Below are 23,496 nucleotides of genomic sequence, written 5' to 3'. Positions count from 1 at the left end.
ACCGGCCCTTCGCCCGGGTCGTTACTTGACGTGCTTGCCCTCGGCGACGCCGGCCGGGACCGGCTGGGCCGACTGGACCGGCCGGGCGTCGTCGGCGAGCTCCGAGGGCGACTCGCCCACATCGGACGGCTTCATCGACACGGTCTTGCGCAGGGCGACCTCCTCGATGAAGAGCGTCGCGATCAGGCCGAACACCCCGACCACCGCGGCGACCAGGAAGATCCGGGCCGTTCCGTCGCCGTACGCGGCGCGGACCACCTCGGCGACCGGGGCCGGCAGGTTCTTCACGTCGAGCGTGCTGCCGCCCGCCGCAGCCGCGGAGGGATCGATGCCGATGCCGACCAGGCCCTTCATGATCAGGTCGGTGACGTGGCTGGCCAGGATCGCGCCGAGCACCGTGACACCGACCGCGCCACCGAGCGACCGGAAGAAGGCGATGACGCCGCTGGCGGTACCGATGTCGGTGCTGTCGACGGTGTTCTGCACAGCCAGGACCAGGTTCTGCATCGAGGCACCGACACCGGCGCCGACCAGGACCATGTAGAAGCCGATGAGCACCAGCGAGGTGGTGTGGTCGATGGTGCCCAGCAGGGCGAACCCGACCACCAGCAGAGCCACGCCGCCGACGATGTAGCGCTTGTAGTACCCGGTGGAGACGATCAGCCGGCCGACGATGATCGACGAGACCATCACGCCGAGCATCAGCGGCATGGTGAGAAGACCGGCCTCGGTGGGCGAGTAGCCGCGGGCCACCTGGAAGTACTGCCCCAGGAAGACCGATCCGCCGAACATCGCGATACCGACGGCGAGGGAGGCGATCACGGCAAGCAGCGTGGTGCGCTTGCTGATGATGGCCGGCGGCACGACCGGCTCCTTGACCCGGCGCTCCACCACCACGGCGAGGGCCAGGACGACACCCGCGCCGATCAGGAACGCGGCGGTCTGCCAGGACATCCAGGCGAAGTCGTCACCCGCGAAGGAGACCCAGATCAGCACGGCGCTGACGGCCGCGGCGATCAGCGTGGCGCCGCCCCAGTCGATCGAGGCCTTGCGAGGGTGGTGCTCCAGGTGCAGCGTCTTCTGGATCAGGACCAGGGCGATCACGGCCAGCGGGACACAGACGTAGAAGCACCAGCGCCAGCCCAGCGAGCTGTCGACGATCACACCACCGATGAGCGGGCCGCTGACGGTCGCGAGCGCCATCACCGAGCCGAGGTAGCCGTTGTAACGGCCACGCTGGCGGGGCGGGATCATGGCGCCGATGACGGTCTGGGCCAGGGCGGTGATGCCGCCCATGCCGATGCCCTGGATGACCCGGAAGCCGATCATCATGCCGGTGTTCTGGGCGGCCCCGGAGGCGGACGAGCCGATCACGAAGATCACGATCGCCAGCTGGAGCAGGAACTTCTTGTTGAACAGGTCGGAGAGCTTGCCCCAGATCGGGGTGGTCGCCGTCATGGCCAGCAGCGTCGCCGTGACCAGCCAGGTGTAGGCCCGCTGCGAGCCGTGCAGGTCGGCGATGATCGTCGGCAGCGCGTTGCTGACGATGGTCGAGCTGACCATGCCGACGAACAGGGCGGCGAGGATACCGACGAGGGCCTCGACGATCTGCCGGTGCGACATCTCGGAGGAAGGGGGTAAGGACTGCTGCGACGGCGAATTGACCGTACTGGAGCTCATGAGTGGACCTTTCTCGTACTGCTTGGTGTCGCTTCTCCAGCTGTGCCCGCCGCGCGGTGCGCCGTCGGATCGCCGCGCCGGGACGCCGGATCGTTGTCGTGGATGACCTGCTGCAGGGCCTCGTCCAGCCGGAGGAGCTGGGCACAGAGCGACTGCGCCTCCGGCTCCGTCCAGCTGTCCAGGGCCTTCATCACCAGAGCGGCCCGGTGTGCCCGCATGTCGGCCAGGCGCTGCCGGCCGGCCGGCGTGACGTGAGCCAGCCAGGCCCGGCCGTCCTGCGGGTCGGGCCGGCGGGCGGTCAGACCCACCGCCTCCAGCACCGCGAGCTGACGGCTGACCACCGAGTTGTCCACCCCCAGGACCTCGGCGAGGCCCGAGGAGCGAACCTCCCCGAGGCTCTCCACCTGACTGAGCACCATCAGCGAGCTCAGCGAGAGCCGGTCCGCTTCCTTGCCCGAGAGGGCCTTCATCGAACGGCCCACCGACTGCATCTGGAGGAACAGGTCGGAGACCGCTTCGGCGGTGACAGACATGGCCGCCCTCTTCCCAGGATGTTTGCTTGCCTCACACAACTATAAAGGGAACCGTTGCACAGGGCAACTAATTCCCGGCCGCGCTTATAGGGTGGCCGCGTGTCACCAGACGATCCCCAGCACGCCCCGGCCACCCCCGAGGCCGGGGAACACCTGCCCACCGCGTTCACCACGATCGAGCAGGAGCTCACGGTGTTCGTCCGGCGGGCCCGTGGCTTCTCGGCCCAGATGTCCCGGGAGTTCCACCCCGACCTCGAGCCCGGCGCCTACGCGATGCTGCTCTGGCTCGACGACGTGGGCTCGGCCCGGATGACGGAGATGGCCTCGTACTTCGGCATCGGCAAACCGACCGTCTCGCGGCAGCTGCAGCTGATGGAGAAGCTTGACCTGATCACCCGCGAGGTCGATGAGAACGACCGGCGGGCCCAGCGGCTCACCCTCACCGAGAACGGCGCCGCCCTGGTCCACCGGGCGCGCGGGGCCCGGCGGGAGAGCTTCCGGGTGAAGTTCGGCGACTGGCCGGCCGAAGACGTGGATCGGCTGGCCGAGCTGCTGACCCGTCTCAACGAAAGCCTGAGCAAGCCCAACAGTCAGTGAACGGGAGAGCAGTGTCCGACGCAGATGTGTTCGACGTGATCGTGATCGGGGCCGGCCCGGCCGGTGAGAACGTGGCCGGCCGCACCGCCGCCGGCGGACTGAGCACCGTGATCGTGGAACGGGAACTGCTCGGCGGTGAGTGCTCCTACTGGGGCTGCATCCCGAGCAAGACACTGATCCGTCCGGGTGACGTGATCGCCGCCGCGAAGCGCGTTCCCGGCGCCGCGCAGGCCGTGACCGGAACCGTCGACGTGCAGGCCGCCCTGGCCCGCCGCGACTACATGACCTCGAACTGGGACGACTCCTCCCAGGAGCCGTGGCTGAACGACAGCGGCATCGCCCTGGTGCGGGGCCACGCGAAACTGACGGGCCCGCGCACCGTCGAGGTCACCGAGTCCTCCGGCACCACCCGCACCCTGACCGCGAACCGGGCCGTGGTGCTGGCCACCGGCACCACCGCCGTGGTGCCGCCGATCCCGGGACTGGCCGAGGCCGACCCGTGGACCAACCGCGGCGTCACCGAGATGAAAGACGTGCCCGACCGGCTCGTCGTCATCGGTGGCGGTTTCGTCGGGGCCGAGATGGCGCAGGCGGTGAAGCGCCTGGGCGCATCCGAGGTGACGGTGCTGGAGGGCGGGCCCCGCCTGCTCTCCCGCGAGGAACCCTTCGCCGGCGACGAGGTAGGCAAAGCTTTCGCGGCAGAAGGCATCTCGGTGCGCACCGGGGTCAGGGCGACCAAGGTCGAGCGGCACGACGACGGTACGGTCACGGTCACCCTCGACCAGGGTGACGCGGTCACGGCCGACCAGGTCCTGGTCGCCACCGGTCGCCGCCCCCACACCGACGACCTCGGCCTCGACACCGTCGGCCTGACGCCGGGCCGGCCGGTCGAGGTGGACGATCAGCTGCGGGCCACCGGGCTGGAGCAGAACGACTGGCTCTACGCCGTCGGAGACGTCAACGGTCTGGCTCTACTCACGCACATGGGCAAGTACCAGGCCCGGATTCTCGGCGACGTGCTGATCGGGAAAGACGCGCGGGACCGCTCCAGCCGCGACGTGGTGCCCCGCGTGACGTTCACCGACCCGCAGGTCTGCGCCGTCGGCCTGACCGAGAAGCAGGCCCGTGACCGGGGTCTCGACATCCGGGTGCTCACCTACCCGACCGGCAGCGTGTCCGGGGCCTACACCTCGGGCGACGGTGTGGAGGGCACCAGCCAGATCATCGTCGACACCGCCCGGGAGGTGATCGTCGGCGCGACCTTCACCGGGCCGGGGGTCTCCGAGCTGCTGCACTCGGCGACGATCGCGATCAGCGCCCAGGTGACGCTGCCCGACCTGTGGCACGCCGTACCGAGTTTCCCCACGGTCAGCGAGGTCTGGCTGCGCCTGCTGGAGGCGTACGGCCTGTAGGGAAAACCACCCAATAAAAGGACGCCCCACCGACTCGAGTCGGTGGGGCGTCCTTTATTCAGTGCTGGCCTTAGTTGATCGGGGCCTGACGCGGGCCACGGCTCGGGCGGCCGCTGCCGCCACCGGCCGGACGGCCACCGCGGGGGGCGCCGAAGCCGCCGCCACCCTCGCGACGCATGCCCCCGCCGACACCACCGCCACCACCGGACCGGCGGCGCTGGCCACCGGACGAACGCTCCGGACGGGCCGGGGCGAGCGGGCGGACCTCGAACGGCTCACCGGACTCGGCGATCTCACGAACCGCCGCATGACCGGGGTGAACCTGGTCCATGGTGGCCGTGACCGAGGCGTCGCGGTGCAGACGGTTGATCTCGCGGGTCTGACCCGGCTCGGCGAACGCGACGACCGTGCCCCGGGCCCCGGCGCGCGCGGTGCGGCCGGAACGGTGCAGGTAGTCCTTGTGGTCACCGGGCAGGTCGTAGTGCACGACCAGGTCGACGTCGTCCACGTGGATGCCACGGGCGGCGACGTCGGTCGCGACCAGAACGCGGGGCGAACCGGCGGCGAACGCGTCGAGGGCGCGCTGACGCTGGTTCTGGTTCAGGTTGCCGTGGATCGCGGTGGCCTCGGCCCCGGCGCGGGACAGCTGGCGAGCCAGCCGGTCGGCGCCGTGCTTGGTGCGCACGAAGAAGATCGTGCGGGCCGGGCGGATCGCGATCTCGCTGGCCACGAGCAGCTTCTCGGCCGCACCGCTGAGGGCGAAGACCTTGTGGTCCATCGCCGTGGCGGCGTCGGTGGTCTGCTTGACCGCGTGGAACGCCGGCTCGTTGAGGTACTCGGTGACCAGCTTGTCCACGCCGCCGTCGAGCGTGGCCGAGAGCAGCAGACGCTGCGTGTCGACCGGGGTGGCGTCGAGGATGCGCCGGACCGCGGGCAGGAAGCCCAGGTCGGCCATGTGGTCGGCCTCGTCCAGCACGCTGATCTCGACCTGGGACAGGTCGGCCGCGCGGCGGTCCATCAGGTCGATCAGTCGGCCCGGGGTGGCGACGACGACGTCGACGCCACGACGCAGCGCGTCGATCTGCCGGCTGATCGAGAGACCGCCGACGACTGTGGTGACGCGCAGGCCCAGCGGGCGGGACAGCGGGTTCAGCGCCTCGTTGACCTGGCGGGCCAGCTCACGGGTGGGCACCAGGATGATGGCGCGCGGCGTGGAGGCCACGCGCTGCTTCGGCTCGGCGGCCAGGCGCGCCAGCACCGGGATGCCGAAGGCCAGGGTCTTGCCGGAGCCGGTCTGGGCGCGACCGAGCACGTCGCGCTTGGCCAGCGCGTCGGGCAGCACCCGGGTCTGGATCGCGAAGGGCTTCTCCATGCCCTCGGCGGCCAGCGCCGTGACCAGCTGGCGGGGAAGGCCCAGCTCGACGAACGACTGGTCGTCGGGGGCGGGAGCCTCGGCGGCAGCGGTCAGAGCCTGCTCGAGGGGGTTGGGACCGGCCGGCGGGCGGGGACGCCCGGAACGACGGGGACCACTCGGACGACCGGAGGAGCGACGGGGCTGGTTACTGCCGCCGAAACGAGAACCGGACGAACGGGGACGATCAGTGGTGTACGGCATGTATGTGCGACTACTCCATCATTTGCGCAGGAGGCCACGCCGTTCGGAGACGCCGGCCCCTACTGACAGGACTCGACCTGAGGCTCCGAATGACCGATGACGGCCTGCGGCCGGCAATACCTCTACCGGCGGTGTGGAGCGACTCTTTACGTGCGACCACGCGGACGGCTCGCCCGCTAGAGCGGCGGCGCAGATCGCGTCGCCAGTGAGGACAGCGTATCAGGGCCATGATTTCTTCCGGGCGCCTGCGATCTTGCCGATGGATTTCCGGAGCGCGAACGTACGTCACCCGGTGTTCACCGGCTTCACCCGATCGGCCCCAGCACCCGGTCGAGGTAGGCGTTGGTGAACAGCCCCTCCGGGTCCAGGCGCCGGCGCAGGGCCGCGAACTCGTCGAGCAGCGGGTAGACCTTGCGCAGGCCCGCGGCGTCCTGGGTGTGGATCTTGCCCCAGTGCGGCCGGCCGCCGTAGTCGGCCATGATCCGCTCGACCGCCCCGAAGTACCCCTCGTGCCGGGACTGCGCGGGCACGTGCACGGCCATGAACGCCGACGCCCGGCCCGAGGCCATCGACAGCGGGATGTCGTCCGGCGCCAGCACCCGGACCTCGACCGGGAAGGGGATGCGCCAGCCCGAGTTGTCCACCACCTCCCGCACCCGGCGCACGGCTTCCGGCATCGCCGCCCTCGGGATCGCGTATTCCATCTCCTTGAACCGCACCCGCCGGGAGGTGGTGAAAACTCTTTCGGAACGGTCGGTATAAGTGCGCGAGCCCCACACCCGCACGGCGAACCGGTTGATCGGGACCACCGCGGCCGGCACCCGGCGACCGGCCGCGACCGCCACCCGGAACACCTCGTTCGCCATCAGTTCCTCGTCCCACCAGGTGCGGATCCGGCCCAGCGGCGCCAGGGTGGTGTCCAGCGGCAGGCGGGTCTTGTAGCGGGTCTGCACCCGGTCGGTGTGGGGGAACCAGTAGAACTCGAAATGATCGATGTTCTCGGCCAGTTCGTCGAACCGCGCGAGCACCTCGGGCAGCGGCACCGCCATCTCCTGCGCACACAGCGCGAAGGCCGGGACCGTCTGCAGCGTGACCGTCGAGATCACGCCGAGCGCACCGAGACTCACCCGGGCGAACTCGAAGACCTCCGGATTCTCGGTCGGCGAGCAGTGCAGCACCCCGCCGTCGGCGGTGACCAGCTCCAGGGCCCGCACCTGGGTGGAGATCGCCCCGAACCGGGCTCCGCTGCCGTGCGTTCCGGTGGCCAGGGCGCCCGCGACGGTCTGCCGGTCGATGTCGCCGAGATTGGTCAGGGCCAATCTGGCCCCGGCCAGGATCGGATTGAGCCGGTACAGCGGCATTCCGCCCTCGACCGTGACCAGGCCGGTGGTGGTGTCGATCGAACGCACCCCGGCGTGCCGGTCGAGCCGCAGCTGGAGCTCTTCGGGGCGGGCGATGCCGGAGAACGAATGGCTGGCCCCCACCGGGCGCAATTTCCGCCCGGCCGCCCGGCGCACCGCCTCGACGATCTCGCCGGTACCCCGGGGCGAGATCACCGAGCAGTCGGCGGTCTCGCAACCCGCCCAGTTCGCCCAGCCGGTCTCGTTTCTCGTACTCGTCACCACGGCTGTCCCCCCGAGGCCCCATCTGGACAAGCGTCCAGTTCTTGTCAGTTTGTCCGGCCACGCTGCGTGAGTCAATGGTGACGCCGCTACCAGATCAGCCCTTGACCGATTCGCCCGATACGTCGACTCTTGCCCGCATGACCGCGCCTGAGACCGTGCGCCCCGTCCTGCCGCCCCCGGCCGCGACCAGAGCCCGTCTGGACGCCGCGACCTCCCACCTCGACCCTCCGGTGGCCGTGGTCGATCTTCCCGCTCTCGACGCCAACGCGGCAGACCTCGTGCGCCGGGCGGGCGGTAAACCGATCCGCCTGGCGAGCAAGTCGATCCGCTGCCGGGCCGTGCTGGAGCGGGTGCACGCCCGGCCCGGGTTCTCCGGCGTGCTCGGCTTCACCCTGGCCGAAGCCCTCTGGCTGGCAACCACCTTCGAGGACGTGGTGGTCGGCTACCCGACCGCCGAACGGAACGCCCTGGGCGAGCTGGCCGCCGACGAGCGGGCCCGGCAGCGGGTGACGCTGATGATCGACTCGGTCGAGCAACTCGACCTGATCGACGCCGTGGCGCCCCAGCATCCGGAGCTGCGGATCTGCCTGGACCTGGACGGCTCCCTGCGCGCCGCCGGCGGGCGGGTGCACATCGGGATGCGGCGCTCCGGCGTGTTCACCGCGGCCGATGCCCTGAGACTGGCCCGCAGTGTCGACGCCAGGAGCGGTTTCCGGCTCGTCGGGATCATGTCGTACGAGGGGCAGGTGGCCGGGCTCGGCAACCGGCCGCCGGGAAAACGGCTGTACGGGCTGGCCGTCACCGCGATGCAGGCGCTGTCGGTGCGGGAGCTGGCGAGCCGCCGGGCCGAGGTCGTCGCGGCGGTGAACGCGCAGCACCCGCTGCAGTTCGTCAACGCCGGGGGCACCGGCAGCCTGGAGACCTCCGCCGCCGAGGCCGCCGTCACCGAGGTCACGGCCGGCTCCGGTCTCTACGGGCCCGCCCTGTTCGACGCCTACCGCCGCTTCCGCCCCGCCCCCGCCGCGCTGTTCGGCACCGACGTGGTGCGCCGCCCCGGACCGGGATTCGTCACGGTGACCGGTGGCGGCTGGATCGCCTCGGGCCCGGCCGGCCGCGACCGGGCTCCGGTGCCCACCTATCCCCCGGGGCTATCGCTCACCGGGGCGGAGGGAGCGGGCGAGGTGCAGACCCCGTTGCGGGGAGGGCCCGCCGACGCGCTGGCGGTCGGCGACCGGGTCTGGTTCCGGCACGCGAAGGCCGGTGAGCTCGCCGAGCACGTGGCCCATTTCCGGTTGGTCTCCGCCGACGGCTCGGTCGAGACGGTGCCCACCTATCGGGGCGAGAACCAGCACTTCCTGTGACCGACCGACCGAAGATGAGGGACCTCGTCCTCAAACCGCAACAGCCGCGAGACCCACTCACTGCCGGAGCGGGTCTCGCGACCGTGAATACTGCTGCTACAGCTGGGTATCGATCTCACTCCCGGTCCGGGTGAGGGTCACCTGAACCTGGGAGACCTGTAGCCCGGTGGTGTCCCCGAGCTGCTGGAACTCGTCAATCGCTTCCTCGACGGAATTCACGGTGGTGTTGGGGTTCAGGAAAGTGCTGACGGCGGCCTGATCGAGACTCCGCTGCTGATCGATCGCATTCTGATCGTTGATCACCTCCGTTGTCGCCTGCAGGTCCTGCTCGGCGAGGAGCTGGTCCTGCAGCTGAGCCCGCTGGACGCCGATCGCCTCCAGCGCGGCCTGACGGTCATCGGCCCGGTTCTGAGCCTCCAGTTGCGCCTGCAACTGGGCCTGTCGCTCGTCCTGACGATCCAGGATCGCCTGCTGGGCCTGCTGACCCTGTACCGACTGGTCGTTCAGCCGGAGTTCATTCTGCTGGGCGAGGAACTGAGCCTGCTGGCTGACAGCCGTGGCCGTTTCCCCGAGATCACCGATGGGGCCGATGGTCATGTCTGTACCTCGATTCTTTTCGACGGATACCGACGTGATGAGCATCGGCCGCACCCCCGCGCCCAGTTACCGGTGCGGTGCGCCGTTCGGGGGAACGAGGTGGCGCATTAGCTCCGGCGGAGCAGTGACCGGTTGCGGGGGACGGTGACCGGGCGTCGACTACGCCCCGCCGCCCAGGAACTCCCGCAGCCAGTCGTACTGCTCGATCTCCTGGTAGGCCTGGCCACCCTCGTGGTCGTTGTAGGCCCACTCCCGGATCTCCTTGCGCCCCGGCCAGGCGTTGTAGGCGCCGTAGACCGTGGAGGGCGGACAGGTCCGGTCCATCAGGGCGACCGAGAACAGGGTCGGCATCGTGCCGCCGCTGCGGGCGAAATTGACGCCGTCGAAGTAGGCGAGCGTGTTCATCAGCTGCCCGGCGGCGTCGCGGCGGCGGGACAGGAAGGTCGACAGTTCGGTGTACGGCAGCTGGGTGGCGATCCAGGCGGCGCGGGGGAAGTCGCAGAGGAAGGGCACGTCGGCCATGACCGCCTGCGCCTCACCGAGCACACCGCCCGCGATCGCCAGCCCACCTCCCTGGCTGATTCCGGTGGTGATCAGCCGGTCGGCGTCCACCGCGTCCAGGCCCCGGGCCACGTCGACGGCCAGGACCGCGTCGGTGATCAGCCGGCGGTAGTAGTGCGTCTGCGGCGATTCCCAGCCGCGGGTGAGGTAACCCGGTACGCCGGGGCCCTGCTCACCGGAGTCCTGCGTGTCCCCGCCCTGGGCGCGGGTGTCCATCACCAGCTGCGCGTAGCCGGCCAGCGCCCAGCCGATCCGCTCGTGCGGCAGACCCCGGCCGCCGGTGTAGCCGATGTACTGCACGACGCCGGGCAGTGGCTCGTCACCCCGGCCGGCCGGCCGGTGCAGCCAGCCTTTCACCGGCTGGCCGCCGAACCCGGCGAACGTGACGTCCCAGGTGTCGACCGCCGTCAGGCGGTTGTCCACCTTCTCCAGCCGCGGGGCCCAGGACGCCTCCCGTGACTCCTTGAGCGTGTTCCGCCAGAACTCGTCGAAGTCGTCCGGCCGGGTGACCGACGACGCGTAGGTGCGCAACTCGTCGAGAGGAAGATCCGCGTAGCCCACTGTCTGTCCTTCCCTGGGAAGCGATGTGCCGATGTCAGGCCGTGGTCACCGCGTACACCGCGGCGCCGATCAGGGGGGCGTGCTCGGTGTCCACCGCCGCGCGCAGCACCACGTCGCGGGCCAGGCCCTTGCGCAGCGGCGCCTCGATCAGGTCGAAGGAACCCGCCACCGAGCCACCGAGCACCAGCACCTCGGCTCCGAAATCCCGCACGTAGGGCGACAATGCCTCGCCGAGCGCCCGGAAGGTGTGGTTCCACAACTCGATCGCCGGGCTCGTCCCCCGGCGCACCAGCGCGGCGATCTCGTGCACGTCGAGGTTCTCACCGGTCTTCTCGGCGTAGGCCCGGCGGATCGCCCGGCGAGACACGGTCTCCTCGAGTTCCGCACCGCCCCAGACGATGAAGTGCGCCTCCCCGTCCGGCGGGACACCCGGCCCGGCGGACATCGACACCCCGTCGGCCACGAACGCCGACCCGACCCCGGTACCCAGCGTCAGGCAGACCGCCCGGGTGAAGCCCTTCGCCGCCCCGGCGGCGTACTCTCCCAGGCCGAAACTGTCGGCGTCGTTGAGGAAGACGACCTGCCCCGGGGTCTGCGCGAGCCCGGTGACCAGGGCCTGCCGCACGTCGAACCCGTTGAGCGACTCGAACTTCCCGACCCCCGCGTACCGCCCGACGCCGGTGTCGTACTCGAACGGGCCGGGCACGGCGACGCCCCAGGTCGAGCCGGCCGGGACATCGATCCAGGCGGCGCCTTCCAGCATGGTGGCCACGAAGGCCGCCGACGACACGTCGGGCTCGAGGTGGAAGCGCCGGCTGCGCACCACCCGCAGGCCCTCCAGCGACACCAGGGCCGCCGTCAGGTGTGAGCCGCCGATCTCCAGCACCGGCACGTTCACGGCTGGATCACCACGTTGCGCAGGGGTTTACCGTCGCGCAGGGCCTCGGCCTGGGAGCGCACCAGCGCTGCCACCCGAGGGGCCATGGCCGTGGTGTTGCCCCCGACGTGCGGGGTGATGATGACGTTGTCCAGCTTCCACAGCGCATGCCCGGCCGGCAGCGGCTCGGGGTCGGTGACGTCGAGCGCCGCCCGGATCCGGCCGGTGGACAACTCCTCGACCAGGTCGTCCGTGACCGCGACCGGCCCCCGGGCGACGTTCACGAACAGCGCGCCGGCTTTCATCGCGCGCAGGAAGGCGGCGTCGACGAGGCCGGTGGTGGAGGGGTTCAGCGGCACGACGACCACCACGACGTCGGCCGTCGGGAGCAGCTCCGGCAGCTCGGAGATGCCGTGGACGACACCACCCGCGTCCGTACGCCGGGTCGACGCGACCCGCACCAGGGTGACCTCGAACGGCGCGAGCCGGGCCATGATCGCCTGCCCGACACCGCCCTGTCCGATGACGAGCACCGTGGAGTCGGCCAGCGAGCGGGTCTGCCCGCCCTCCCACGCGCCGTGGTCGGCCGCCCGCACGAACCGCGGCAGCTCACGCTGCGCCGCGATGATCAGGCCCAGGGTGAGCTCGGCGGTGGAGGTCTCGTGCACACTGGCGGCGTTGCAGAAGGTCAGCCCCTCGGGGAGTACCTCGGCGACCCCGTCGTACCCGATGCTCTGGCTCTGCACCACGCACCGGTCGACCTGATCGAGCACGCTCAGTGCCCCGGCCTGCGACAGGTACGGCACCACCACCAGGTCGAGATCACGCCGCGGAGGTGGGCCCTGGAGCGTCCACCGCACCGCGGTGATGCCGGGCACGCCGGACACCGCCTCGAGCAGTTCGTCACTGGGCAGACTGACCACGATCGCCATGTGGCGAAGCCTTACATCCCGAGGCGTCCGGACGCCAGGGGCGGGCCCGTGAGCTCCGCGGCGTCGATCGCCCGGGCGGTTTCCCGCAGACCGGCCCGGTCGGCGCCGGGGTCGAGGGCCTGCCGGGTCACGTCGGCGCGGGCCCGGAAGGTGGTGGGGCGGTCGAAGAGCGTGGACCAGGGCACCACTCCGACCGCGGCGACGTGCACGCCGTCGAGGCGGATCGTGCCGCTGCTGTCGGTGGTGATGCCCAGCTCGTCGCGGCGGACCACGGCGAGGACCTCGTCCGGCTCGTCGGTCTCCTCGGCCAGCTCGTCGACGAGCACGGCGCGCGCGACCAGCCAGTCGGACCGGATCTCCCCGCTGCTCTCGCCGTCGAGGCGGTAGACGCCGTTGCGCCAGCGGCACAGGGTCAGCGGCACGGGAGAGACGGTGCCCAGGTCGGCGAAGCAGGCCCCGGCCAGGGCCTGGGCGAAGAAGTAATCCTGCTGGCCGGGTGTGCCCTGCTCGGTCAGGGCCCGCAGGAACATCGTGTGGCCGTGCAGGAGCCGGGCCAGCGGGATCGAGGCGGAGGCCAGCAGGCGGTGCACCTCGGTCAGCGTCTCCACCGAGCACTGCGGGCCGCCGAACGCGGCGGGGACGGTGATACCGGTCAGCCCGGAGGCGAAGAACAGGTCGGTCCCGTCCGCCTCCGGTGTCACCGCATCACGCAACCGCCCGGCCGCCACGAGGGCGTCCGCGTCGCCGGCCACGGTCTGGGTCATCACCATGGCGCCAGGATGCTGGACGAAGGGCCGGGTGGGAAACGTCCGCCACGCAGATCACCGCAAAATGACGGGTGGAGTGAATGGACGGTGACACTCCGGGTATCGAAAAGAATTTTCCGGCAATAGGACTCAGAGCCAAGATCAGCTTGGGGAGCCCCCCGGGCGGGAACGCACGATCGTCAGCCCCTCCAGCTCACTGAGGTCGGGGAGGGTGAGTAGATCGTGGACGCGGTGCAGTCCGGGTTCGGCTGTCGGGGCCCGGCGGACGGCGAGCGCGGCGATGTGGGCGGCGTAGGGCAGCTGACTGTGCGCGGTGGCGTGACTCACACTCCGGCCGGCGCGGGCGAAGACGTGCCAGGTGCGGTTGCCGAGCAGGTGCAGGGCGGCCGGCAGCCGGCTCGCGCCGCGTACCCGGGTCAGGCCCCGCAGCAGCGCGGTGGTGAAGCGGTCGCTGGTGGCGAAGTAGGTGCGCACGGGACGGCCCAGTCCGGCGGTGAGCATCTGCTGGTCGGGGAAGTCGACCCGGGTCAGGCGGCGGCGGGTACCGTCGGGCAGCGTGACGGTGTGACGGCCGCTGAAGTTCCGTACTTCCTCACCGGTGGCCGGATCGGTGAAGTGGCTACCGAGCAGCGCGTAGGTGGAGCCGGTGTCGGCCGCGCTCTGCGGGTCGCCGGCGCCGAGCACCACACCGATCTCGACCGGGTCGGGGCCCTGGTCGTGTGCGGCCACGTCGCGGGCCAGCATCCCGGCCAGCACGGGCACCAGCCGGGCATCGGCCAGGACGGGGGTCTTGTGGTGCGTGCTCGCCAGCTCGGACAGGTAGGCCGCGGAGCCGCCGAGTTCGACGAAGGCGGCCCCGGCCGAGGTGGCGCGGGCCACGAGGCGGGGGTCTTCCCGGCCCGAGGCATTGACCACGACCGTGGCCTGGCTCGCCGCGTGGAAGAGGTCTTTCAGGTCGCCGCGCAGGTTCAGCATCTGCCCGTAGCGCCCGGGATCACGTCCGGCGAGCACCGCGGTGTCGCCCATCTGTGCGAGAGCCGTGGCGGTCGCCCGCCCGACCGCGCCGTGTCCGTCGAGGACGAGTACCCGCACTTCGTTGCTCCTTCAGGAAGTAGAACCGCGTTTTCCACTATGCGTGAGGGCGTCCGGGCTCGCGCGGTGAGGTCAGGATCGGCCGGTGGGCCGGGACGCTTTAACGGGACGCGCGGTGGCCGGGGCCCGGCTCCCGGGAGATGATCACGGTATGACCGGTTCTCCCCTGATCGTCGTCCTCGGCCCCTCCGGCAACGGCAAGTCCACCCTGGGCAAGGGCCTGAGCGAGGCCCTCGGGGTGCCCTTCGAGGATGCCGACGACCTGCACCCCGCGGCCAACGTCGCGAAGATGGCCGCCGGTCACCCCCTGACCGACGACGACCGGGCCCCATGGCTCGCGACCGTGCACGAGCATCTCGCCGACGGGGCCGGAACCGGCCTGGTGATGGCCTGTTCGGCGCTGAAGCGGCGCTACCGCGAGACCTTGCGGGAAGGGTTGCCGCAGCTGCGGTTCGTGGTGCCCGACGTGTCGCGGGAGGCCCTGACCGAGCGGGTCGCCCACCGCCAGGGTCACTTCATGCCGGCGAGCCTCGTCGACTCCCAGCTCGCCGCCTACGAACCCCTGCAGGACGACGAGGCGGGCCTGCGCCTGAACGGCGAGGAGAAGCCGCAGGTGCTGGTCGAAGAGGTGCGGCACTGGCTCGCCCGGCCCTCCTGAGAGGTGGCCTGCAACGTCGGCGCAACGTTTCGCGTGGCACCGTTGCGGGCGTCGGCGGACGGAGTCGTCCGCCGACTCCAGGGAGGTTGCGATGTCCCCGACCGCTTTCGACCCGGCCGCCGACTACCCCGTCGGCGTCAAGCGCCCTGATCTGCTGAGAACGCCCACTGGTAAACCGATCTCCGAGCTCACGATGCAGAACGTGGTCTCCGGCGAAGTACGACCGGAAGATCTGCGCATCGCCCCCGACACCCTGCGGATCCAGGCCGAGGTCGCCGACGCGTCCGGCCGTCCGCAGCTGGGCCAGAACTTCCGCCGGGCCGCGGAACTCATCCCGGTCTCGGACGAGCGGGTGCTCCAGATGTACAACGCGCTGCGGCCGCACGCCTCCACCAAAGAACAGCTCCTGGCCATCGCGCAGGAACTGGAGAGCGGTTACGGGGGCGCGGCCACCGGTGCGCTGGTGCGTGAGGCCGCCGAGGTCTACGAACGCCGTGGCCTGCTGGCCGAACCCGGTGCCTGACGAAGGAGCCCGCATGTCCTCCCTTCCCTACCCCGAAGCACCGCAACCCCGGCGCTCCCTGCGCACCGAGGTCCTGGAGAACCGCCCCGTCAACAAGGACGGATTCGTGCAGGAGTGGCCCGAGGTCGGCATGGTCGCGATGGACAGCGACTTCGACCCCCGGCCCAGCATCCGGATCGAGAACGGCCGGGTGGCCGAGATGGACGGCCGCGAACGGGCCGACTTCGACTTCCTCGACCAGTTCATCGCCGACCACGCGATCGACGTCGACGCCGCGGTCGAGGCCATGGCGCTCGGGCCCCGGACCGTGGCCCGCATGCTCGTCGACCCGAACGTCAGCCGCGCCGAGGTACTGCGCACCGCCCGGGGTCTCACCCCGGCCGCGCTGCTCGAGACGGTCCGGCAGATGAACATCGTCGAGATCATGATGGGGATGCAGAAGATGCGGGCCCGGCGCACGCCGGCGAACCAGGCGCACTGCACGAGCGCCCGCGACAACCCGCTCCAGGTCGCGATGGAGGCCGCCGAGGCTTCACTGAGAGGTTTCTCCGAACTCGAGACCACGCTCGGGGTGGTGCGTTACGCACCCCTGGTGGCGATCGCCCTGCAGGTCGGCGGGCAGGTCGGACGGGGTGGCCGGCTCACCCAGTGCGCGCTGGAGGAGGCCACCGAGCTCGACCTGGGCATGCGGGGCATCACCGCCTACGCCGAGACGATCTCGGTCTACGGCACCGAGTCGGTGTTCGTGGACGGGGACGACACCCCCTGGTCGAAAGCCTTCCTGGCGGCGGCCTACGCCAGCCGCGGGATCAAGATGCGCTTCACCTCCGGCACCGGCTCCGAGGTGCAGATGGGCAACGCCGAGGGCCGTTCCATGCTCTACCTGGAGATCCGCTGCATCCTGGTGACCAAGGGCGCCGGGGTGCAGGGCCTGCAGAACGGGTCGATCAGCTGCATCGGCGTCCCCGGGGCGGTGCCTGGCGGGATCCGGGCGGTGGCGGCCGAGAACATGATCGCCAGCATGCTCGACCTGGAGTGCGCCTCCGGCAACGACCAGTCGTTCTCGCACTCGCCCATGCGCCGTACCTCCCGGCTGATGCCGCAGATCATGGCCGGTACCGACTTCGTCTGCTCCGGATACTCCTCGACCCCCAACTACGACAACATGTTCGCCGGGTCGAACGTCGACGCCGAGGACTACGACGACTGGAACGCCATCCAGCGCGACTACCAGATCGACGGCGGGTTGCAGCACGTCGGCGAGCCCGAGATCCTGGCCGCCCGCAGCCGGGCCGGCTATGCGCTGCAGGCGGTGTTCGCCCACCTCGACCTGCCCGCGATCACCGAGCGCGAGATCGAGACCGCCGTCTACGCACACGGTTCCAACGACCTGATCCCCCGCGACGTGCTGGAGGACCTGAAGGGCGCGCAGTCGGTGATGGACCGCGGCGTGACCGGTCTCGACCTGGTGAAGGCCCTGCACGAGCGCGGTTTCGCCGACATCGCGGAGAACCTGCTGACCGTGCTGCGATCCCGGGTCTCGGGCGACCTGCTGCAGACCTCGGCCATCCTCGACGCGAACCTGGAACCGCTGTCGGCGGTGAACGACGCCAACGACTACGCGGGCCCGGGAACCGGCTACCGCCCCACCGGCGAGCGCTGGGAGCAGATGAAGAGGCTGCGCCACGTGACGAGCGCGGAGAACCCGGAACTCGAAGTCAGCTGATTCTCCCCCCGCGATCAGGAGGATGCTCATGGCTACTGCTGTTGTCCCACCCGGCATATCACTGCGGGAGATCGGTACGGCGGGGCGGGGCGTCCGGCCCGACGAGGTGGTGCTCGCCCTCTCCCCCGGATTCGCCGGGTTCTTCACCAAGACCATCGTCGACATACCGCACGCGGAAGTCGTGCGGCAGATCCTGGCCGGGGTGGAGGAACAGGGGGTGCACGCGCGGGTGGTGCAGCTGCACGCCACCGCCGACCTGGCCGCCGTCGCGCACACCGGGGCCCGGCTCTCCGGCTCGGGCATCGGGATCGGCGTGCTCTCGCGCGGTACCACCATGATCCACCAGAAGGACCTGCCCCGGCTCAGCTCGCTGGAGCTGTTCCCGCAGTCCCCGCTGATGACGCCCGAGATCTACCGGGCGATCGGCCGGAACGCCGCGCAGTACGCCAAGGGTGATTCGCCGCAGCCGGTCCCGACGCTGAACGACCAGATGGCCCGGCCCCGCTGGCAGGCCAAGGCCGCACTGCTGCACCTGAAGGAGTGCGAGTTGCTGGTCAAGGGGGCGCCGGCCACCGAGGTGGACCCGGTCATCGAAGACCCCGCATGAGCCTCGTGGTCGGGGTCGACATCGGCAACTCGACCACCGAGGCCTGCGCGGCGCGCCTGACCGGCAACGGTATCGAGTTCCTCGGCAGCGGGCTGGTTCCCACCACGGGCACCAAGGGGACGACGGCGAACGTCGACGGGGTCGAGGCGGCCGTCCGGGCGGCATTGAGGACGACACGCGCACCTCTGGGTGAGCTGGCGCGGGTTTTCGTCAACGAGGCGACCCCGGTGATCAGTGGCCTGGCGATGGAGACGATTACCGAGACCCTGATCACCGAGTCGACGATGATCGGCCACGACCCGCGCACGCCCGGCGGGGCCGGTCTGGGCGTCGGGATCACGGTGCCGTTCGCCGCACTGGACGAATGTTCGCCCGGGGAAGCGGTGATCGCGGTCGTGCCCGCGGGCGTCGACTTCGCCGTGGCGGCCAAGGGTCTGGAGGCAGCGCTGGAACGCGGGGTCGGCCTGCGCGGCGCCGTGCTCGGCAACGACGACGCCGTGCTGGTGGCCAACCGGATCAGCCGGGTGATCCCGATCGTCGACGAGGTGCGGCTGGTGGACGCGGTGCCCGCCGGGATGACGGCGGCCGTGGAGGTCGCCTCACCCGGCCGCACGATCCGCACCCTCTCCAACGCCTACGGCATCGCCGGGCTGTTCTCGCTGGACGCGGACCAGACCCGGGCGATCTCGCCGGTGGCCCGGGCACTCACCGGCATCCGCTCGGCCGTGGTGGTGCGCACGCCCTCGGGCGAGGTCAGCGACCGCCGCATCCCGGCCGGGACCCTGGAACTGCGGGGTGGATCGGCGGTGCTCAGGATCGACGTGGGTGAGGGGGCCGAGGCGATCATGGCGGCGGTCGGCCGGGTCGCTCCCCTGGACGACGCCTCGGGTGAGGCGGGCACGAACGTCGGCGGGATGACCGCGGCGGTCAAGCAGAACATGGCGGACGTCTGCGGGCTGGAGGTCGCGCAGGTCCGTATCGGTGACCTGCTCGCCGTGGACACGTTCGTGCCGCAGGAGGTGCGGGGCGGGCTGGCCGGTGAGGTGGCGCTGGAGAACGCGGTCGCGCTGGCGACGATGGTGCGCACCAGCCACGGCCCGATGCGGCAGGTCGCCCGGGCGATCGCCGAAAGGCTGCGCCGGGAGGGCGCGCCCGACGTGGAGGTGGTGATCGGCGGGGTCGAGGCCGAGATGGCCACCCGCGGGGCCCTCACCACGCCGGGCACCGACCGGCCCCTGGTGGTGCTCGACCTGGGCGGCGGTTCGACCGACGCCGCGCTGGCCGGGGCGGACGGGACCGTCACCACCGTGCACCTGGCCGGGGCAGGAGATCTGGTGACCCGGCTGATCGCCTCGGAGCTCGGCGTGGAACGGGATGTGGCCGAGAACGTGAAGCGGTCGCCGCTGGCCAGGGCCGAGAGCTTCTTCCACCTGCGGCTGGAGGACGGCACGGTGCGGTTCTTCGGGGAACCGCTGCCGCCCACGGTGTTCGCCCGGGTGGTGGCCCTGACCGAGCAGGGGCTGGTGCCGATCCCGACCCGGCACAGCGTGGACCGCGTGCGTGACGTGCGGCGCACCGCGAAGCAGCGGGTGTTCGTGGTCAACGCGCTGCGGGCACTGGCCCGGGTGGCGCCCTACCGCGACCTGCGCCAGATCGGATTCGTGGTGCTGCTGGGCGGTTCCGCGCTGGACTTCGAGATTCCCGAGCTGATCGCCGACGCCCTGGCCCCCTACGGAATCGTCTGCGGCACCGGGAACGTGCGCGGCAGCGAAGGACCGCGCAACGCGGTGGCCAGCGGACTCGTGCTCGCACAGGGAGGACCGTGAGTTCCGGGCCGCCCCGCATCCTGGTGTTCACCGCCGGTACCGGGCACCTGCTGCGGGAGATCTGCGCGGGGATGGAGGAGGAGGGCGTGCCCTATGACGTCGTGGCCTCCCCGGGACATCCGGCGGAACAGCTGGCCCACGAGGCCGCGCGGCGCTCCCCGCTGGAGGTCGGGGTCGGGCTCGACGCAACCGGCGTGATCGTCGTCCATCATTCGAAATTACCCCGGGGAAAACCGGTCTCACGTACCGAAGCCCCCACCCCGACAACCGCTCGGCACGCCGGCCAGGACGCGGCCCGGGTCGTGACCGGAGCACCCCTCACCCGACATCCCGAGAAGGAGAACCCATGAGCCGCCTGACCCTGACCGACGCCCAGCGGATGATCGACGCCGGTGTGAAAGAGGCGACACGCATCGATCAGCCGATGAACATCGCGGTGGTGGACGACGGCGGTCACCTGGTCGCGTTCGTGCGGATGGACGGTGCGATCAAGGCCAGCATCGACATCAGCACCCGCAAGGCGAGGACGTCGATCCTGATGGACATGCCCACGGCCGACCTGGCCCAGGCCACCCAGCCCGGCGCCGAGCTCTGGGGTCTGGAGCAGACCGCCGGTGGGCTGGTCACTTTCGGCGGTGGCATCCCGGTGACGCGAGACGGTGAGACGGTCGGAGCGGTCGGGGTGAGCGCGGGCTCGGTGGAGCAGGACGTGACCGTGGCGAGCGCCGCGGTGGCGGCCTTCTAACCTTCTAACCGCTGCTCTCGCGCCGGACCAGCTCGAAACCGACGTTGATCTCCCGCCTCTCGCCGGCCGGGTCGTCCAGCCGGCGGAGCAGGGTGTCGACGGCGGCCTTGGCGATGCCGGCCTTGTCCGGGCGGATCGTGCTGAGGGACGGGGTGGAGAAACTCGACGCCTCGATGTCGTCGAACCCCATGACCGCGATCTCGTCCGGCACCCGCACCCCGTGCTCGTAGAGCTCGCGCAGCGCCCCGGCGGCCAGCTCGTCGCTGAAGCAGAACAGCGCGTCGGGGCGCTCGTCCCATTCCAGCAGCTCGCGCACGGCGGAAGCCGCACTGCCCCGGCGGTAGTCGGGAGTGCGCAGGTAGAGGCCCTCGGGGTCGAGGCCGGCGTCGCGCACGGCCCGCTCGAACCCCTTGAGCCGGTACTTCGAGGTCGCGTCGCGGGCACCGCCGCTGCCCCCGATCGCCGCGACCCGGGTGCGGCCCCGCTCGATCAGGTGGGCCACCGCCTGCCGGGCGGCCTCCACGTTGTCGATGCCGACGTGGTCGAGGGCGGTACGCGCCGTCCGCTCGCCCAGCAGCACCAGGGGCCGGCTGCCGGCCAGCCCGGCCAGGTCGACCCCGCGCAGCCCGAGTGAACTGAACAGCACCCCGTCCACCCAGCTGGCCCGCGACAGGGCGGTGAGCAGCTGCTTCTCGCGCAGGGAGTCGCCACCGGACTCGTCGATCTGCACGGTGATGCCGCACAAGCTGGCGTAGTCGACCACCTCGTGCGCCAGTTCGCCGAAGTAGGAGACGTTGATCTCCGGCAGCACCAGCATGATGATGCCGGTGCGGCCCTGGCGCAGGCTGCGCGCGACCAGGTTCGGCCGGTAGTTCAGCTCTTCCAGGGCCTCCTGCACCCGCGCCCGGGTGGCCGGGGCGATGTGCTGGAAACCGTTCACCACGTTGGAGACCGTGCGCACGGAGACGCCCGCCTTCTCGGCGACGTCGCGCAGGGTCACAGCCATCCGCGCACCTTCTCACATCCCCCGTGATGTGCGTGGCCCGGTCCGGGTGAACCGGGCCACGCACCACTGTGTACAGCCTCAGTCCGGGCTCAGTCCTGCCAGCCGTTCGTGGCGCCGGCCTCCAGGCTGCCGCTGTCCTTGGTGCCCGTGACGATCTGCCGGATCGTCTCCACCGGCAGCTTCGGGGTGCCGTCGGAGTACAGCAGGCCGTTGGTCTCCTGGCCGGTGTCCATGAACTGGGTGTAGCAGAAGCCGACCACGGTGGGAGCGGCCCGCAGCGCGTCGAAGAGCTCACCGACGATGAACTCGTACTCGGACGGCGAGGTGACGCTGGCGTAGCCCCAGTCCTCCTCGTTCGCCGACAGCGAGATGCCGCCGAACTCGGTCAGCATCAGCGGTGCCAGGCCCGCGCCCCACTTGGCCAGCACGGCCGGGTCGACGACCGGCTTGCGTCCCTGCACCCCGAGCTCGGAGCGCACCAGAGCGTCGGCGGCCTCCGCCGTGCCCCAGTTCTTCAGCAGGCCGGGGCCGTTGGTGGTGTAGTCGTGAATACCGAGGATGTCGCTGTCGACGTGTTCCCAGCCGTCGTTCGAGATCACCGGCCGGGTCGGGTCGAGCGCCCGGGTGATCGCGGCGAGGCCCTTCGAGAAGTTCTGCTGGGCCACGTCGTGGGCGATGTCCTGCACGCCCCAGCTCTCGTTGAACGGCACCCAGACCACCACGCTGGGGTGACTGCGGTCACGGCGCACCAGCTCCAGCCACTCGGCCGTGAGCAGCTCGACCGCGGTGCTGGAGAACGAGTACGCCGCGGCGGTCTCGCCCCACACCATCAGGCCCAGCTTGTCGGCCCAGAACAGGAAGCGCGGGTCTTCGGCCTTCTGGTGGTTGCGCACCGAGTTGAAGCCCATGGCCAGCAGCAGCTCGACCTCACCGCGCAGCTGGGCGGTGCCCGTGCTGGCGTTGTGCGTGGCCGGCCGGTAGCCCTGGTTCAGCACCGAGCGGGTGTAGATCGGCGCGTCATTCAGCTTGAACGCCCCACCACCGACCGAAACCGTGCGCAGGCCGGTGTAACTCGCGACCTGGTCGAGCACCGTGCCGGTGGCCCGGTCACGGATCACCACGTCGATGTCGATCAGGTTCGGGTGCTCGGGGCTCCAGAGCAGGCGGGCCCGGTCCTGGCCGTTGATCAGCGCCGGGATCTTCAGGTCCAGGCGGGTGGTCGTCTCCCGGATCACGGTGCTCTGCTCGGCCAGCACCTCGTCACCGAAGCTCACGGTGACCTCGACGACGGTCTTGTCCGAGGGCAGCCGGTTCAGCACGACCTCGCCGTGCACCGCGCAGCCGGTGACGTCGGACCGCCAGAACACCTCGGTGACGTGCTCGGCGGGCACGGACTCGGCCCACACCGTCTGCCAGATACCGGTGGTGCGCTCGTACCAGATGCCGTGGGTCTTGTCCCGCCAGTCCTGCTTGCCGCGGGGAGCCTCCATGCTGAACGGGTCGTCCTGCGCCCGCACCACCAGCACGTGCCCGGAACCCTCGGCGAGCACGTCGGTGACGTCCACCGTGAACGGCGTCTGCCCACCCACGTGGCGCCCCACGTGCTGCCCGTCGATCCAGACGTCGGCGCGGAAGTCGACCGCCCCGAAGTGCACCAGAGCCCGGCGGCCGCCCTCGCGCGACAGCGTCGCGTCGGCGACCGTTCGGCGATACCAGACCACCGGATGGAATCCGGTGTCGTTGATACCCGAAGCCGGTGACTCCGGCGGGTACGGCACCTCGATCGTGCGGTCGAACGCGCCGGAAGCCGCCTGGTACCAACGGCCGGCGAGACCCTCGCCGGCGTCGTCGTGGGCGAAGTCCCAGGTCCCGTCGAGGCTGGTCCACTCACCACGGGCCAGGATCGGCCGGGGGTACGAACCGTCCTGTTCTGTCGCCTTCACGTATACGGCCCTTCCGTCGAGACTTCGGTGCGAATGCTTCGTCGGCACCCGCGTGCCAGTGTGAGGCCTCCATTTGCAACGATGCAAGACGAAGTTGTGACTGCGTGCGCACGATTCCAACATCATCGGAAATTGCCGACCGGACAGGCCTTGCATCGATGCAAACGGGTGTGTCAAGGTCACGCCAAGCTTGACGCGGGCCGCACAATGAGGAGCGAATGCCGTATGCGTGGTTCCTACACACGCCGAAAC

Annotated in this window: 22 protein-coding genes; 10 read left to right on the top strand and 12 right to left on the bottom strand. The window is 70.6% G+C overall.

All coding sequences use genetic code 11. The annotated features are described in order from the left end of the window. Nucleotides 1–21: 21 nt before the first annotated feature. On the bottom strand, nucleotides 22–1,680 hold the full coding sequence (locus LR393_RS17405) for an MDR family MFS transporter (RefSeq protein ID WP_231484996.1): 1,659 nt from the start codon (nucleotides 1,678–1,680) through the stop codon (nucleotides 22–24). Further along, complete coding sequence (locus tag LR393_RS17400; protein WP_231484995.1) at nucleotides 1,677–2,213, bottom strand: MarR family winged helix-turn-helix transcriptional regulator; 537 nt, start codon at nucleotides 2,211–2,213, stop codon at nucleotides 1,677–1,679. The genes LR393_RS17405 and LR393_RS17400 overlap by 4 nt, the downstream gene beginning before the upstream one ends. A 99-nt stretch (nucleotides 2,214–2,312) precedes the next feature. On the opposite strand from LR393_RS17400, the gene LR393_RS17395 reads away from it, so the two are divergent. Continuing rightward, nucleotides 2,313–2,810, top strand: a complete 498-nt coding sequence (locus LR393_RS17395; protein ID WP_231484994.1) for a MarR family winged helix-turn-helix transcriptional regulator — start codon at nucleotides 2,313–2,315, stop codon at nucleotides 2,808–2,810. Between the two features lie 11 nt (nucleotides 2,811–2,821). Next, nucleotides 2,822–4,222: a dihydrolipoyl dehydrogenase family protein gene (locus LR393_RS17390; RefSeq protein ID WP_231484993.1), complete on the top strand. Its 1,401-nt coding sequence runs from the start codon at nucleotides 2,822–2,824 to the stop codon at nucleotides 4,220–4,222. 70 nt (nucleotides 4,223–4,292) lie between these two features. Here LR393_RS17390 and LR393_RS17385 read toward each other — a convergent pair whose 3' ends face one another. Continuing rightward, the gene (locus LR393_RS17385) at nucleotides 4,293–5,837 is read right to left on the bottom strand and encodes a DEAD/DEAH box helicase (protein ID WP_231484992.1); all 1,545 of its coding nucleotides are present in this window, start codon (nucleotides 5,835–5,837) and stop codon (nucleotides 4,293–4,295) included. A 305-nt stretch (nucleotides 5,838–6,142) separates the two neighbouring features. After that, nucleotides 6,143–7,459 (bottom strand): D-arabinono-1,4-lactone oxidase, encoded by a 1,317-nt coding sequence (locus LR393_RS17380; protein WP_231484991.1) that lies wholly within the window; start codon nucleotides 7,457–7,459, stop codon nucleotides 6,143–6,145. 158 nt (nucleotides 7,460–7,617) lie between these two features. On the opposite strand from LR393_RS17380, the gene LR393_RS17375 reads away from it, so the two are divergent. Further along, a complete protein-coding gene (locus tag LR393_RS17375; RefSeq protein WP_407937328.1) occupies nucleotides 7,618–8,823 on the top strand; it encodes an amino acid deaminase/aldolase in 1,206 nt (401 codons plus the stop codon). A gap of 96 nt (nucleotides 8,824–8,919) precedes the next feature. Here the strand turns inward: LR393_RS17375 and LR393_RS17370 are convergent, their stop codons facing one another. The 6 genes from LR393_RS17370 to LR393_RS17345 form a co-directional block, all read right to left on the bottom strand. Beyond that, nucleotides 8,920–9,420, bottom strand: a complete 501-nt coding sequence (locus tag LR393_RS17370) for a hypothetical protein (RefSeq protein ID WP_231484989.1) — start codon at nucleotides 9,418–9,420, stop codon at nucleotides 8,920–8,922. Between the two features lie 159 nt (nucleotides 9,421–9,579). Then, a complete protein-coding gene (locus LR393_RS17365) occupies nucleotides 9,580–10,542 on the bottom strand; it encodes an acetylxylan esterase (protein ID WP_231484988.1) in 963 nt (320 codons plus the stop codon). A 34-nt stretch (nucleotides 10,543–10,576) separates the two neighbouring features. Then, nucleotides 10,577–11,440 (bottom strand): ROK family protein, encoded by an 864-nt coding sequence (locus LR393_RS17360; RefSeq protein ID WP_231484987.1) that lies wholly within the window; start codon nucleotides 11,438–11,440, stop codon nucleotides 10,577–10,579. Next, a complete protein-coding gene (locus tag LR393_RS17355; protein ID WP_231484986.1) occupies nucleotides 11,437–12,351 on the bottom strand; it encodes a 2-hydroxyacid dehydrogenase in 915 nt (304 codons plus the stop codon). Before LR393_RS17355 ends, LR393_RS17360 begins: the two co-directional genes overlap by 4 nt. A gap of 11 nt (nucleotides 12,352–12,362) precedes the next feature. Next, nucleotides 12,363–13,121, bottom strand: a complete 759-nt coding sequence (locus LR393_RS17350) for an acyl-CoA dehydrogenase family protein (protein WP_231484985.1) — start codon at nucleotides 13,119–13,121, stop codon at nucleotides 12,363–12,365. Between the two features lie 138 nt (nucleotides 13,122–13,259). After that, complete coding sequence (locus LR393_RS17345; protein ID WP_231484984.1) at nucleotides 13,260–14,210, bottom strand: Rossmann-fold NAD(P)-binding domain-containing protein; 951 nt, start codon at nucleotides 14,208–14,210, stop codon at nucleotides 13,260–13,262. A gap of 151 nt (nucleotides 14,211–14,361) precedes the next feature. On the opposite strand from LR393_RS17345, the gene LR393_RS17340 reads away from it, so the two are divergent. The 7 genes from LR393_RS17340 (at nucleotide 14,362) to LR393_RS17310 (ending at nucleotide 20,295) form a co-directional block, all read left to right on the top strand. Beyond that, on the top strand, nucleotides 14,362–14,868 hold the full coding sequence (locus LR393_RS17340; protein WP_231484983.1) for a gluconokinase: 507 nt from the start codon (nucleotides 14,362–14,364) through the stop codon (nucleotides 14,866–14,868). Nucleotides 14,869–14,959: 91 nt separating this feature from the next. Beyond that, nucleotides 14,960–15,391, top strand: coding sequence for a diol dehydratase small subunit (locus LR393_RS17335; RefSeq protein ID WP_231484982.1), 432 nt, complete (start codon nucleotides 14,960–14,962; stop codon nucleotides 15,389–15,391). A gap of 13 nt (nucleotides 15,392–15,404) precedes the next feature. Further along, complete coding sequence (locus LR393_RS17330; RefSeq protein ID WP_231484981.1) at nucleotides 15,405–17,117, top strand: propanediol/glycerol family dehydratase large subunit; 1,713 nt, start codon at nucleotides 15,405–15,407, stop codon at nucleotides 17,115–17,117. Between the two features lie 28 nt (nucleotides 17,118–17,145). Beyond that, nucleotides 17,146–17,724, top strand: a complete 579-nt coding sequence (locus LR393_RS17325; RefSeq protein WP_231484980.1) for a propanediol/glycerol family dehydratase medium subunit — start codon at nucleotides 17,146–17,148, stop codon at nucleotides 17,722–17,724. Beyond that, complete coding sequence (locus LR393_RS17320; RefSeq protein WP_231484979.1) at nucleotides 17,721–19,550, top strand: diol dehydratase reactivase subunit alpha; 1,830 nt, start codon at nucleotides 17,721–17,723, stop codon at nucleotides 19,548–19,550. Before LR393_RS17325 ends, LR393_RS17320 begins: the two co-directional genes overlap by 4 nt. Then, nucleotides 19,547–19,900, top strand: coding sequence for a glycerol dehydratase reactivase beta/small subunit family protein (locus LR393_RS17315; RefSeq protein ID WP_231484978.1), 354 nt, complete (start codon nucleotides 19,547–19,549; stop codon nucleotides 19,898–19,900). Before LR393_RS17320 ends, LR393_RS17315 begins: the two co-directional genes overlap by 4 nt. Continuing rightward, nucleotides 19,897–20,295 (top strand): GlcG/HbpS family heme-binding protein, encoded by a 399-nt coding sequence (locus tag LR393_RS17310; protein ID WP_231484977.1) that lies wholly within the window; start codon nucleotides 19,897–19,899, stop codon nucleotides 20,293–20,295. The genes LR393_RS17315 and LR393_RS17310 overlap by 4 nt, the downstream gene beginning before the upstream one ends. Before the next feature lie 4 nt (nucleotides 20,296–20,299). On the opposite strand, the gene LR393_RS17305 is transcribed toward LR393_RS17310, so the two are convergent. Together LR393_RS17305 and LR393_RS17300 are read right to left on the bottom strand one after the other, a co-directional pair. Continuing rightward, nucleotides 20,300–21,301 (bottom strand): LacI family DNA-binding transcriptional regulator, encoded by a 1,002-nt coding sequence (locus LR393_RS17305; RefSeq protein ID WP_231484976.1) that lies wholly within the window; start codon nucleotides 21,299–21,301, stop codon nucleotides 20,300–20,302. A gap of 89 nt (nucleotides 21,302–21,390) precedes the next feature. Beyond that, the gene (locus LR393_RS17300; protein WP_231484975.1) at nucleotides 21,391–23,244 is read right to left on the bottom strand and encodes a glycoside hydrolase family 2 protein; all 1,854 of its coding nucleotides are present in this window, start codon (nucleotides 23,242–23,244) and stop codon (nucleotides 21,391–21,393) included. Nucleotides 23,245–23,496 lie beyond the last annotated feature (252 nt).

The sequence above is a fragment of the Kineosporia mesophila genome (assembly GCF_021129235.1).
GTDB lineage: Bacteria > Actinomycetota > Actinomycetes > Actinomycetales > Kineosporiaceae > Kineosporia > Kineosporia mesophila.
This window is presented reverse-complemented; position numbering and strand designations above follow the sequence as displayed.

Bases quoted from the DNA above. Each gene is read 5' to 3' on its own strand.
- LR393_RS17405 (WP_231484996.1), bottom strand. From the start codon at position 1,680: ATGAGCTCCAGTACGGTCAATTCGCCGTCGCAGCAGTCCTTACCCCCT.
- LR393_RS17400 (WP_231484995.1), bottom strand. From the start codon at position 2,213: ATGTCTGTCACCGCCGAAGCGGTCTCCGACCTGTTCCTCCAGATGCAG.
- LR393_RS17385 (WP_231484992.1), bottom strand. From the start codon at position 5,837: ATGCCGTACACCACTGATCGTCCCCGTTCGTCCGGTTCTCGTTTCGGC.
- LR393_RS17370 (WP_231484989.1), bottom strand. From the start codon at position 9,420: ATGACCATCGGCCCCATCGGTGATCTCGGGGAAACGGCCACGGCTGTC.
- LR393_RS17355 (WP_231484986.1), bottom strand. From the start codon at position 12,351: ATGGCGATCGTGGTCAGTCTGCCCAGTGACGAACTGCTCGAGGCGGTG.
- LR393_RS17350 (WP_231484985.1), bottom strand. From the start codon at position 13,121: ATGGTGATGACCCAGACCGTGGCCGGCGACGCGGACGCCCTCGTGGCG.
- LR393_RS17340 (WP_231484983.1), top strand. From the start codon at position 14,362: ATGACCGGTTCTCCCCTGATCGTCGTCCTCGGCCCCTCCGGCAACGGC.
- LR393_RS17335 (WP_231484982.1), top strand. From the start codon at position 14,960: ATGTCCCCGACCGCTTTCGACCCGGCCGCCGACTACCCCGTCGGCGTC.
- LR393_RS17330 (WP_231484981.1), top strand. From the start codon at position 15,405: ATGTCCTCCCTTCCCTACCCCGAAGCACCGCAACCCCGGCGCTCCCTG.
- LR393_RS17325 (WP_231484980.1), top strand. From the start codon at position 17,146: ATGGCTACTGCTGTTGTCCCACCCGGCATATCACTGCGGGAGATCGGT.
- LR393_RS17320 (WP_231484979.1), top strand. From the start codon at position 17,721: ATGAGCCTCGTGGTCGGGGTCGACATCGGCAACTCGACCACCGAGGCC.
- LR393_RS17310 (WP_231484977.1), top strand. From the start codon at position 19,897: ATGAGCCGCCTGACCCTGACCGACGCCCAGCGGATGATCGACGCCGGT.
- LR393_RS17305 (WP_231484976.1), bottom strand. From the start codon at position 21,301: ATGGCTGTGACCCTGCGCGACGTCGCCGAGAAGGCGGGCGTCTCCGTG.